10 protein-coding genes and 1 pseudogene are annotated in these 12,032 nt (G+C 71.5%); 2 read left to right on the top strand and 9 right to left on the bottom strand.

The window, feature by feature from the left end; all coding sequences use genetic code 11:
• The 8 genes from AC2H6A_RS13480 to queG all read right to left on the bottom strand — a co-directional run.
• Positions 1–589: acyl-CoA dehydrogenase family protein (locus AC2H6A_RS13480; protein WP_484274118.1), on the bottom strand; the 589-nt coding region annotated here is incomplete at its 3' end.
• A 3-nt stretch (positions 590–592) separates the two neighbouring features.
• Positions 593–1,873: an acyl-CoA dehydrogenase family protein gene (locus tag AC2H6A_RS13475; protein WP_484274117.1), complete on the bottom strand. Its 1,281-nt coding sequence runs from the start codon at positions 1,871–1,873 to the stop codon at positions 593–595.
• Entirely contained in the window at positions 1,870–2,655 is a 786-nt protein-coding gene (locus AC2H6A_RS13470) for an enoyl-CoA hydratase/isomerase family protein (RefSeq protein ID WP_484274116.1), read from the bottom strand. The genes AC2H6A_RS13475 and AC2H6A_RS13470 overlap by 4 nt, the downstream gene beginning before the upstream one ends.
• Positions 2,656–2,657: 2 nt before the next feature.
• A complete protein-coding gene (locus AC2H6A_RS13465; RefSeq protein ID WP_484274115.1) occupies positions 2,658–4,628 on the bottom strand; it encodes an acetyl/propionyl/methylcrotonyl-CoA carboxylase subunit alpha in 1,971 nt (656 codons plus the stop codon).
• Positions 4,629–4,630: 2 nt separating this feature from the next.
• Complete coding sequence (locus AC2H6A_RS13460) at positions 4,631–6,265, bottom strand: acyl-CoA carboxylase subunit beta (protein WP_484274114.1); 1,635 nt, start codon at positions 6,263–6,265, stop codon at positions 4,631–4,633.
• 13 nt (positions 6,266–6,278) lie between these two features.
• On the bottom strand, positions 6,279–6,890 hold the full coding sequence (locus tag AC2H6A_RS13455; protein ID WP_484274113.1) for a glutathione S-transferase family protein: 612 nt from the start codon (positions 6,888–6,890) through the stop codon (positions 6,279–6,281).
• 48 nt (positions 6,891–6,938) lie between these two features.
• Entirely contained in the window at positions 6,939–8,030 is a 1,092-nt protein-coding gene (locus tag AC2H6A_RS13450) for a beta/alpha barrel domain-containing protein (protein WP_484274112.1), read from the bottom strand.
• Between the two features lie 54 nt (positions 8,031–8,084).
• Positions 8,085–9,233 carry a tRNA epoxyqueuosine(34) reductase QueG gene (gene queG / locus AC2H6A_RS13445; protein ID WP_484274111.1) on the bottom strand — a complete coding sequence of 383 codons (1,149 nt, stop codon included), beginning with the start codon at positions 9,231–9,233 and terminating at the stop codon, positions 8,085–8,087.
• On the opposite strand from queG, the pseudogene tsaE reads away from it, so the two are divergent.
• Both tsaE and AC2H6A_RS13435 read left to right on the top strand, forming a co-directional pair.
• A pseudogene (gene tsaE, locus AC2H6A_RS13440) lies at positions 9,232–9,771 on the top strand (tRNA (adenosine(37)-N6)-threonylcarbamoyltransferase complex ATPase subunit type 1 TsaE). The gene queG and the pseudogene tsaE overlap by 2 nt on opposite strands.
• Complete coding sequence (locus tag AC2H6A_RS13435; protein ID WP_484274110.1) at positions 9,687–10,994, top strand: N-acetylmuramoyl-L-alanine amidase; 1,308 nt, start codon at positions 9,687–9,689, stop codon at positions 10,992–10,994. Before tsaE ends, AC2H6A_RS13435 begins: the two are co-directional and overlap by 85 nt.
• On the opposite strand, the gene AC2H6A_RS13430 is transcribed toward AC2H6A_RS13435, so the two are convergent.
• On the bottom strand, positions 10,957–12,032 hold a 1,076-nt coding region (locus AC2H6A_RS13430; RefSeq protein WP_484274109.1), incomplete at its 5' end, for an ATP-binding protein. The two genes, AC2H6A_RS13435 and AC2H6A_RS13430, sit on opposite strands and share 38 nt — an antisense overlap.

The raw sequence follows: 12,032 nt of genomic DNA, 5'->3' as shown, positions 1-12,032 counted from the left end.
CGGGACGGCGCGCGCCCGCCGGCAGCGCCGACGCCGGGATCACTGCCACCGCGGGCTCGCCGTCGACGAGCACCGAGGCAAGCAGCAGATCGGCGACGCCGGCATCGGCCACCAGGGTCTTGACGCCGTCGAGCACCACCCCCCCGGCCTCGCGCCGCGCGCTGCCGACCGGTGCAAGCAGCTCCCAGCTGCCCTCGGCCTCCCAGAGCGCCACCGTGGCCGGCAGGCCCTGGGACAGCCGTGGCAGCCATTCGGCCTGCAGCGCGGCGTCACCGCCGGCGAGCAGACCCTGGATGGCAAGCTGGCTGCTCACGAAGGGCGTGGCAAGCAGATGACGGCCCATGGGCTCGGTGACCGCAGCGACATGGGCGAGGTCGAGCCCGCTGCCGCCGTGGGCCTCGGGCACGGCGATGCCGCACCAGCCCAGGCCGACGATCTCGTCCCACACCGCCGGATCATGGCCCGGGTGGGTGCCGAGCAGCGCGCGCACGCGGGCGACCGGCGAGCGCTCGCGGCAGAAGGCCGAGGCGCTCTCCAGCAGCATGGCCTGCTCATCGGTGCAGCGCAGAGTCTGGGCAAGCGGATGCATGGCTCAGTCCTTGGGCAGGCCGAGCACGCGCTCGCCCACGATGTTGGCCTGGATCTGGCTGGTGCCCCCGCCAATGGTGGAAGCGAAGGCATTGAAGTAGGCGCGCTGCCATTTGCCGCCGGCCACCGCGTTCGGATCGCCCACCCAGCGCACCGCATTGCCGCCCTGCAGGGAGAGCGCGAACTGGAAAAGACGCCGGCGATGCTCGGAGGTGCGCAGCTTGTTCGACAGCGGCACCGCGTCGGGCCGCTCGCCGCGCAGGGCCGGGATGCGGGCCCGCGCGGTGCTCAGACGGTCACCCTGGTCTTCGATGAGGAAGCGCACCAGCTGGTCGCGCACGAACGGGTCCTCGAGCGCCGGCCGGCCATCACGCCGGGCCGCGCGCGCGATCTCGAGCACATCGCCCACGCCCAGCGACATCCGCGACAGGCCGCCGGCCTGGCCGCCGGTAGCGCCGCGCTCGAAGGTGAGCGTCATCATGGCCATCTTCCAGCCCTCGCCTTCCTGGCCCATCAGGCAGTCGGCCGGGATGCGGGCATCGTGGAAGAAGGTCTGGTTGAAGCCGAACTCGCCGGTGAGCTTGCGGATGGGGCGCGCCTCGATGCCGGGGACCTGCATGGGCGCGAGGAAGAACGACAGGCCGGCGAAGCGCCGCGACTGCGGGTCGGTGCGCGCCAGCAGGATCATGTACTTCGCGTAGCTGCCCAGGCTGGTCCAGATCTTGGCGCCGTTGACCACATAGCTGTCACCGTCGCGGGCGGCGCGGGTCTGGGTGTTGGCAAGATCGGAGCCCTGGTCGGGCTCGGAGAAGCCCTGGCACCAGATGTCCTCGGCGCTCAGGATGTTGCGGATGTAGCGCTGCTTCTGCGCCTCGGTGCCGATGGCGAGGATCAGCGGACCGGCCCAGTTCAGGCCGATGGTGTTGGGCACGAAGGGCAGCTTCAGGCGGGCCATCTCGGCATTGACCACATCCTGGTAGGCCTGCGGCAGACCGCCGCCGCCGTAGGCGCGGGGCCAGGCCATGCCGAGGTAGCCGGCCTGGTAGAGCCGGTGCTGCCACTCGCGCAGGTACTCGAACTGCTGATCGGTGCCCACCTCCATGAACGACTCGGGCAGCAGGAAGCCGGGCTCGGGCGGGCGGTTGGCCTGCAGCCAGGACACCACCTCGCGGCGGAACTCGGCGAGCTCGGCAGCGGCGGGCGCGGCCGGGCGGGCGGCAGCACCTGCAATGCCTGCGCCCGGCGTGCGGGCGGCGCCCATCGCGCCAGCGGGCACGGCGCTCATGGCTTGCCCTCGCCGCTCACCCAGGCGGGCGAGCGCTTCTCGCGGAAAGCGGCCATGCCCTCGGCCGCCTCGGCCGACAGGAACATGCGCCGGCTCCAGCCGGCCATCTCGACGAAGCCCTCGGTGACCGAGATCTGCTGCACCCGGCGCACCAGGCGCTTGCACTCGGCCGCGGCGATCGGGCCGCCGAGCTTGAGCATGTCGATGACCTCCTGCACCGCCTCGAGGAGCTGCGCCGCCGGCACCGCGCGATGGGCGAGGCCCATGGCCACCGACTGCGTGCCGCTGAAGCGCTCGCCGGTGAGAAAGAGCTTCATGGCGTTGTGCGCGCCGAGCTTGGGCACGCAGACCACCGAGATGACCGCCGGGATGACGCCGATGCGCACCTCGGAGAAGCTGTGCGGCGCGTCTTCGGCGGTGATGACGATATCGGCTGCGCCGACCAGACCGAGCCCGCCGGCGAAGGCCGCGCCGTTGACCGCAACGATCACCGGCTTGGGACTGTCCATCATGCGCTTGAGCACCTCGGGCAGCGAGACCGCGCGCCCGCCGTCGCTGGACTGCCCGGGCGGGTTCTTGAGATCGGCGCCGGCGCAGAAGGCCGGGCCCTTGCCGGTGACGACGATGCAGCGCGCAGCCGGGTCCTTCAGGGCCGCCTGGAGGTGATCGTCGAGCTCGTTGACCAGAACGGTGGAAAGCGCGTTGCGGTTCTCGGGCCGGTTGAGCGTGATCCAGGCCGCGCCATCGCGGACCTCGTACAGGGTGGCTTCGGTGCCGGACATGGTCACTCCTTGTGTTCGTCGAGCTGGATGAGCAGCGCACCGTTGGCCACCTGCTCGCCTTCGGTCACCCGGACCGAGTCGATCCGGCCAGCGGTGGGCGCGGTGATGCGGTGTTCCATCTTCATGGCCTCGAGGACCAGCAGCAGGTCGCCCTTGGCCACGGTCTGGCCGGGCTGCACCGCCACCGCGAGCACGCGGCCGGGCATCGGCGCCTTCAGGCCGCCGCTGAACGGCGCGCCGCCCGCCGCCGGAAAGCGCGACTGGCGCTGCAGCTCGAGGTCGCCGAAGGGCCCGTGCACGAGGTGCCGCTCGCCGCTGACGGTGATGGCCAGGCCCACCCGCAGGCCGTCGGCCTCGAAGGCGATGCCGCGGGCATCGGCCTGCAGCACCCGCACCCGGCGTTGACGGCCGTCGAGGCTGACCTCGAGGTCACCGTCGCGCAGCGCGCGGTACTCGACCACGAGGCGCCGCTCGCCCAGGCCGAAGACCACGCGCTCGGGCGGCATGACCGAGTTGCGGAAACCCGCCGGCAGGCTGCGCAGCACCCGCGCCGCCGCGCGGTTGGCCGCGCGCTGGTGCAGCGCCGCGCCGATGGCGGCGAGCGCGAGCTGGCCGTCGGGCAGCGCGCGCACCGGCGCGGGCGCCACGCGCTCGATGAAGTCGGTGGTGGTGTCGCCGGCCAGGAACTCGGGCGTGCGCAGCGTGGCCACCAGGAAGTCGCGGTTGCTGACGATGCCCTGCAACCGGGTGGTCTCGAGCACCCTGGCCAGCCGTGCCGCGGCCTCGCGCCGGGTGGGTGCCTTGACGATCACCTTGGCGATCATGGGGTCGAACTCGATGGCCACCTCGCTGCCGGACTCGATCCCGTCGTCGATGCGCACCCCTTCGCCCCGGGCCGGTTCCCAGACCTCGATGCGGCCGGGCGTGGGCAGGAAGTCCTGCGCGGGGTTCTCGGCGCACAACCGCGCCTCGATGGCGTGACCGTCGATGCGCAGATCGGCCTGACCGTAGCCAAGCGGTTCGCCCTGGGCCACGCGCAGCTGCTCGCGCACGAGATCGAGGCCGGTGACGGCCTCGGTGACCGGATGCTCGACCTGCAGGCGGGTGTTCACCTCGAGGAAGAAGAACGCGCGACCCGAGAGCAGGAACTCCACCGTGCCGGCCGAGCGGTAGCCGATGGCGCGAGCGGCCAGGAGCGCGGCCTCGCCCATGCGGGCGCGCAGCTCGGCATCGAGGGCGGGCGAAGGCGCCTCCTCGATGATCTTCTGGTGGCGCCGCTGGATGGAACACTCGCGCTCGAACAGGTGCACCAGGTTGCCGTGGGCATCGCCGAGGATCTGGATCTCGACATGGCGGGAGTGGGTGAGCCAGCGCTCGAGGAACACCGTGCCGTTGCCGAAGGCGGCGGTGGCCTCGCGGTGGGCTGCGGCGATCGCCTGCGGCAGCTCGGCCGGGGTGTCGACCACCCGCATGCCGCGCCCGCCGCCACCGGCCGCGGCCTTGATCAGCACCGGATACCCGATGCGCTGGGCCGCCGGCAGCGGGTCTTCACCCTCGGTGAGCTCATGGGCCTGCAGCGTGGGCACGCCCACAGTCTGCATCAGGCGCTTGGCGGCGAGCTTGTCGCCGATGCCGCGGATGGCCTGCGGCGTGGGGCCCACCCAGGTGAGGCCGGCGTCGATCACCGCCTGCGCGAAGCCGGCGTTCTCGGACAGGAAGCCGTAGCCGGGATGGACCGCATCGGCGCCGGTGTCGTGGCAGGCCTGCAGCAGCTTGTCGATGCGCAGGTAGGTGTCGGCCGAGCTGCGGCCGCGCAGCGCCACCGCCGCATCGGCCTCGCGCACATGCGGCGCACCGGCGTCGCCATCGGCATAGACCGCCACGGTGCCGATGCCCATGCGGTGCGCCGTGCGCTGGATGCGGCGCGCGATCTCGCCGCGGTTGGCCACCAGCAGCCGGCTGATGGGCCGCATGATCACATCCGCCATGTGCCGTACTCCCGGGCGCCCGCCACCGCCTTGTTGTGGCACGCCGACAGCGCGATGCCCAGCACGGTGCGGGTGTCGCGCGGATCGATCATGCCGTCGTCGGAGACCCGCGCGGTGGCATAGAGCCCCTTGGAGCGCTCCTCGGCCCAGTGCTCCACCGCGGCCACCCGCTTCTCGTTGGCGGCCTCGTCGAAGACCTCGCCGCGCCGCTCGGTGGCGGCCCGCTGCACGATGGTCATCACGCCGGCCATCTGCTTGGGGCCCATGACCGCGATCTTGGCGGTGGGCCAGATGAAGGTGAAGCGCGTGCCGAAGGCGCGACCGCTCATGCCGTAGTTGCCCGCGCCATAGGAGGCGCCGACGATCACCGTGAGATGCGGCACGGTGGAGTTGGACACCGCGTTGATCATCTTGGAACCGTTCTTGGTGATGCCGCCCTGCTCGAAGTCGGTGCCGACGATGAAGCCGGTGATGTTGTGCAGGAAGAGCAGCGGCACATCGATCTGGTTGCACAGCTGGATGAACTGCGCGGCTTTCTCGGCGGCCTCGGAGAAGAGCGCGCCGTTGTTGCCGACGATGCCCACCGGAAAGCCGTGGATGGAGGCCCAGCCGGTGACCAGCGTGGGGCCGTAGAGCGGCTTGAATTCCTCGAAGCGCGAGCCGTCGACCACGCGCGCGATCACCTCGCGGATGTCGAAGGGCTGACGCAGGTCCCGGGAGACCAGGCCGAGCAGCTGCTCGGGATCGTGGACCGGCTCGTCGGGCGGCAACGAGGGGCCGGGCCCCTGCTTGCGCCAGTTCAGGTGTGCGACCACCTCGCGGCACATGCGGATGCCGTCGACCTCGTCGTCGGCGAGATAGTCGCCCAGGCCGGAGACCGCGCAGTGCATCTGCGCGCCGCCCAGGCTCTCCTCGTCGGCGTCCTCGCCGGTGGCCATCTTGACCAGCGGCGGGCCGCCCAGGAACACCTTGGACTGGCCGCGGATGAAGATGTTGTAGTCGCTCATGCCGGGCTGGTAGGCGCCGCCCGCCGTGGAGGCGCCGAACACCACCGAGATGGTGGGGATGCGCAGCTTGGAGAGTTCGGTGATCTCGTAGAAGAGCCGGCCCGACTCGGCGAAGTGCCCGGTCTCGCGGCGGATGGCCGCCTCGGGGTTGCCGTCGCCGGCATCACCGCGCAGGTCGGCGCCAGCCGACTCGACGAACTGCACATAGGGCATGCGGTTGGTGCGGGCGATCTCCAGGCCGCGCATCAGCTTCTTCGCATTGAAGGCGTTGAAGGCTCCGGCCCGCACGGAAGGATCGTGGCCGAGGATGACGCACTCGACACCCTCGATGACGCCGATGCCGACCACGAAGCCCGAACCGACCGTGAAGTTCGAGCGCCAGGCCGCGAGCGGGCTGATCTCGAGGAAGGGCGAGTCGGGATCGAGCACCAGCGCGATGCGCTCGCGCAGCGGCATCTTGCCGCGGGCGCGCAGCCGCGCCATGGTCTCCTCGCCGCCGCCGGCCGCGGCCTCGCGGCTGAGCGCCTCGAGCTGCTCGATCGCCTCGAGCATGTCGGCGCGGTTGCGGGTGAAGGCCTCGCTGCGGCTGTCGAGGCGGGAGTCGAGCACGGGCATGGGCGGCTCCGGGTCAGCGTTCCATGGCCAGCTGGAAGGCCGGCCGCCGGGTGATGCCATCCCAGTAGCGCCGGACATTGGGGGTGAAGACCTCCTCGATGTCGAGCGACTGCGCCAGCACGATCGCGTAGGTGATGCAGATGTCGGCGATGGTGAAGCGGTTGGCGCAGAGGTATTCGCGATCGGCGGTGGCCTCCTCGACGCAGCGCATGCGGGCGAGGAACCACTTGCGGTAGTCGGACGCCACCTGCGGATTGCGCCGCTCCTCGGGCTCGAGGCGGGTGTAGCGCAGCACCAGGGTCTGGGGAAAGGTGAGCGTGGCGTCGCTGCGATGCAGCCAGTTGAGGTAGTCGCCGTAGTCGGGCTCGTCGGGGCGCACCGCCAGCGGCGTGGGCCCGTAGCGGTCGACCAGATACTGGCAGATGCCGGCCGACTCGGTCATCTTGACCGCGCCGTCGACCAGACAGGGCACGGTGCCCAGCGGATTGATCTTCAGGTACTCCTTGTGCAGCACCCGTGGCGGAAACGGCAGGGTGACCAGCTCGTGGGGCAGGTTCATCTCGAGCAGGGTCCAGAGGGGCCGCATCGAGCGGGCGCGCTTGCAGTGATAGAGGGTGAGGGTCATCGGGTTCCTGTTGCGGTGGATGGGGGCGGTCGCGGGGATGGACGCGCCTCAGCGGCGCAGCAAGGCGTCGTCGGCCTTCCAGGGGGAGAGCTGACCCTCGTAGACCTGCGGCCCCTTGCGAAAGTGCGCGGCCTCCTCGAGGGTCTCGACGAAGGGCATGTCCAGGGGATAGAGCGCCTCGCAACGCGGCCGCGGCCCCGACTTGGAGACATGGCCCCACAGCGGATGGCCGACCACCTCCTCGGCGATGGCCACCGCCTCGATGAGCTTGTCGAGCCGATAGCCGGTCTCGATGCCCATCTCGTGGCAGAGATCGACGAAGTCTTCGGTGGGCACATGGCCGGCGGAACGGCCGTTGCCGCAGTAGGGGCAGCCGCCCATGCCACCCAGGCAGGTGTCGAACTCGCGCGCGCCGAGCTGCAGCGCCTCGTAGTAGCTGGCCAGCGTGGCGCCACGCTGGTTGTGCAGGTGCATGTGGAAGTCGGTGATCGAGGGCCAGCGCTCGCGGATCTCGGTGAGGGTCTCGCGCACCAGGTGGGGCATGTTCCAGCCCATGGCCTCGAGGAAGGAGACCCGCACCACCGTGATGCCGGCGGCCTGCCACTTGCCGATCATCAGCTCGAGCAGGGCCATGCGCTGCTCACGGCTGAACGGGCCCTCGAAGTTGGAGCCGAAGGGATTGCCGATGGCCACCGAGGCCTGGGTGGCGCCGGCGGCCCTCGCCGCGGCGATGGTGGCGTCGAGCGCGGCGATCTGCTGCGCCTGGCTGCGGTTGTAGTTGCGCCGCGCGAAGGAGTCGCAGAGTTCCACCGCGGTGGACGGCAGGCGGCCCTTGCGGCGCACATCGAGCTTGGGCCACCAGCGATCGGCGCGGTCATAGCCGGTCTTGTTGAAGACCGCGGCGGTGTAGCGGATGCCGGGCCTGGGCACGAAGCGCTCGGCGATCTCGTCGATGCAGGCCATCTGCGGCGTCCACTTCGGGTGGGCGAAGGAGCCGATGGAGATGACCTTGGCGCCGGTTTCGCCCAGGGCATCGAGCAGGCGCAGCTTGGCTTCAACCGGAATGGCCGCGCTCTCGATCTGCAGGCCCTCGCGCATGGTGTCGTCGGTGATGGTGACGGACTTGGGCAGCAGGCTCATGGCGGTATCCGAGCGGGCGGGCGATCCGGCCATTGTGGCGCGGATGGGGCCGGATCAGCTCGGCGGGGAGGGCAGAACCGGAAAGCCGTGCCGCGCGATCGCCCAGGCGACATGCTCGCGCACCAGCGCACTGGGATGCGCGGCCCGGGAGCGCAGCGCGACGAGCGCCGTCTCGCGCCCCGCGGGATCGACATTGCCCAGCGCCACCGCGAGATTGCGCAGCCAGCGCTCATGGCCGATGCGGCGGATGGCCGAGCCGGCCATGCGTTCGAGGAATTGCGCCTCGTCCCAGGCGAAGAGTTCGGCCAGGGTGGCGGCATCAAGCCGGTGGCGCGGCGCGAAGTCCGGCTCGGCGGTCGGCTGCGCGTAGCGGTTCCAGGGGCACACCAGCTGGCAGTCGTCGCAGCCGTAGATGCGGTTGCCCATCGCCGGGCGCAGCTCTGCCGGGATCGGGCCGTCGAGCTCGATGGTGAGGTAGCTGATGCAGCGCCGGGCATCGAGCCGGTAGGGCGCGACGATCGCGCCGGTGGGGCAGGCCTGCAGGCAGCGCTCGCAGCTGCCGCAGTGATCGCTGACCGGATCGGCCGGCGCGAGCGGCAGGTCGGTGTAGAGCGTGCCGAGAAAGAACATCGAGCCCTGCTCGCGGTTGAGCAGCAGGGTGTGCTTGCCGCGCCAGCCCAGGCCGGCGCGGCGGGCGAGCTCCACCTCCATCACCGGGCCCGAGTCGCAGAACACCCGGTGGCCGAAGCGGCCGATCTCGGCGCCGATGCGCTCGGCCAGGCGCTGCAGGCGCGCGCGCACCAGCTTGTGGTAGTCGCGCCCCAGGGCGTAGCGCGACACGAAGGCGCGCTCGGGGGCGCCGAGGGTGGCCCAGGCCCGCTCGCGCCAGTCGGGGTCGGCCGGGGCGTAATCCATGGTGACCATGACCGCGCTCAGGGTGCCGGGCACCAGCTCGGCCGGGCGCGCCCGGCGCTCGCCATGCCGGGCCATATAATCCATCTCGCCATGAAAGCCGGCCGCCAGCCACTGTCGCAGGCCGGGTTCGGCGCTGGCCAGGTCGATGCCGGCCACGCCGGCGCTGGCAAAGCCCAGCTCGCGCGCCCAGGCGATCAGGCGCGCCGGCACCTGCGCCAGCGAATCTGCCGGCCCTTCGGCCGACGAATGCCCGCCGGCTGCGCCCACCCTGTCCGACCCGCCCTGCATGTCCGTCCCGGAAACCTCGCTGAGCCTGCTGCTGAGAGACGAATCGGCCACGGCTGCCCTGGCCGCCGCCCTGGCCCCGCATGTGGGCCCCGGCGTGCGCCTGTACCTGAGCGGCGAGCTCGGCAGCGGCAAGACCGCCTTCACCCGCGCACTGCTGCGTGCGCTCGGCCATGCCGGCCGGGTGCGCAGCCCGAGCTTCACCCTCGCCGAACCGTACCATTTGTCGAGGTTTGCGCTGTAGCATTTTGATTTTTATCGGTTCTCCGACAGCAATGAGTGGCGTGAGGCGGGCTTCGAAGAGTGGCTTGGCGATGACACCGCGGCGGTGGTCGAGTGGCCCGAGATGGCGGCTGGCAGCCTGCCCGCGGCCGACCTTCGCCTGGCGCTCGCCGCCACCGATGACCCGCAGCAGCGCCGGGTGCGTCTGGACACCGATACCGCCCGGGGGCAGGCATGGCTGAGCGCACTGGCCGGCCGCGTGTCCCGCGGCGAGCTCGACGGGATCTCCTGCTTGGCGCCCTCGGCACCCCCCTGCTGAGTCTGAACGCGCCGCTGGCCCACGCCGCGGCGGTGCTGGCGGTGCGGGTCTGGCCCGCCCGGGAATACACCCGCATTGCCCTGGAGCTCGACCAGGAGCTGCCGCACACCGAGACCCTGGTTCCCGATCCACCACGGCTGGTGGTCGACCTGGAAGGCCTGGAGCTCGATGCCTCGCTGCGCGAGCTGGTGGCCAAGGTGCGCACCGATGATCCCTACATCCGCCAGGTGCGGGTGGGCCAGTACAAGCCCCGGGTGGTGCGGCTGGTGTTCGACCTGAAGACCGAGACTGCGCCGCAGGTGTTCACGCTGGCGCCGGTCGGCCAGTACGGCCACCGGCTGGTGATCGACCTCTATCCCGCCCAGGAAGACCCGCTGCTCGCCCTGCTGCAGGAGGTGCAGCGGCGCGAGGCGAGCGTCGGCGCGGGCGCACGCGGACCGCAGGCCGAGCCGCCGCGCGAGACGCTGCCCACCACCGAGGACACCGCGCGCCGGCGGACAGCGCCGGCGGTGACGCGGCTGGTGACCATCGCGATCGACCCCGGGCATGGCGGCGAGGATCCCGGCGCCATCGGCCAGGCCGGCACCCGCGAGAAGGATGTGGTGCTGGCAATCTCCCAGCGGCTGCGCGACCTGCTCGCGCAGGAGCCGAACATGCGGCCCTTCCTCACCCGCGACGCCGACTTCTTCGTGCCGCTGGGGGTGCGTGTTCAGAAGGCCCGCGCAGTGCAGGCCGACCTCTTCGTGTCGATCCATGCCGACGCCTTCGTGCGGCCCGACGCCCGTGGCGCCTCGGTGTTCGTGCTCTCGGAGGGCGGCGCGAGCAGCAGCGCCGCGCGCTGGATGGCCGACCGCGAGAACCGCGCCGACCTCATCGGCGGCGTGAACCTGGGCGGACGCAATCGCGAGGTGGCGCAGCTGCTGCTGCAGATGGCCACCGACACCCAGATCCGCGACAGCAGCAACCTCGCGCGCCTGGTGCTCGGCCAGCTCGGCGCAGTGGGCCAGCTGCACAAGCCGGCGGTGGAACAGGCCGGCTTTGCGGTGCTCAAGGCGCCGGACATCCCCTCGGTGCTGGTGGAGACCGCCTTCATCAGCAACCCGCAGGAGGAGAAGCGCCTGGCCGACCCCGACTACCAGCAGAAGGTGGCGCGGGCGATCCACACCGGCATCCGCAACTACTTCCTCAGGTACCCGCCCCCGGCGCGTCCGAACCCGACCTGAGCACCGGGCCGCCCCGCGCGGCGCCGGTCATCGGCGGGAAGATCACCCGCACCAGCGTGCCGCGGCCCGCGGGCGGGTCTTCCACGCTCACCTGCGCGCCATGCGACTGGGCGATCTCGCGCACGATCGCCAGACCCAGGCCGGAGCCCTGGCCGGTGGCGCCGCTGGCGCGCCAGAATCGCTCGAAGACCAGCCGCCGTTCGGCCGCCGGGATCCCGGGGCCGTTGTCCTCGACCTCGGCATGGCCGCGCCCGTCGCGCAGACCGCAGCGCACGGTGATGCGGCCACCCGCGGGGGTGTAGCGGATGGCGTTGTCCACCAGGTTGGAGAGCAGCTCGCGCAGCTGCCAGGCCGACCCCGGCACCTCCAGGGGCTGGGTCTCGGCGCCAAGGTCCTGACCACGCGCGAGCGCGGCATCGATGTGCAGCGAGATCACCTCGTCGATCAGGTCGGCAAGCGCCACCACCTGGCCCCCCGAGGCGTCGCGGGTGCTCTGGTCGGCCCTGCTGAGGGTGAGCAGCTGGTGGCTCAGGCGCGTGAGACGATCGACCGCCCCCTGCGCCGCCGCCAGCCGGTTGGCCAGGGCCTGCGCCGACTCGGTGTCGTCGACCGGCGGGCGGTCACGCAGGCGGCGGGCCTCGCCCAGCGCCAGCTCGATCTGGCCCTTGAGGCCGGCGAGCGGGGTGCGCAACTGGTGGGCGGCATTCTCGACGAAGCGGCGCTGCGCATCGCGGCCTTCGGCCAGCCGCCCGAACAGCGTGTCGAGGGCGGCGGTGAGCGGGCGCACCTCGGCCGGCGCGGCCTGCGGCCCGAGCGGGGTGAGATCGCCGGGTTCGCGCCGCGAGAGCTGGGCGGCCAGGCGCGAAAGCGGCGCGAGGGCCATGCGGATGGCGAGCAGGCATACCGCGATGGTCAGACCGAGCATGATCGCATCCTCGATCAGCAGCGAGGAGCGCAACTGCTCGAGCAGCTTGCGCCGCTTGCGCTGGGTCTCGGCCACCACCACCGAGAGGTTGCCGGCGTCGGTCTCGGCGGTGA

The sequence above is a fragment of the Quisquiliibacterium sp. genome, assembly GCF_982640115.1.
This window is presented reverse-complemented; position numbering and strand designations above follow the sequence as displayed.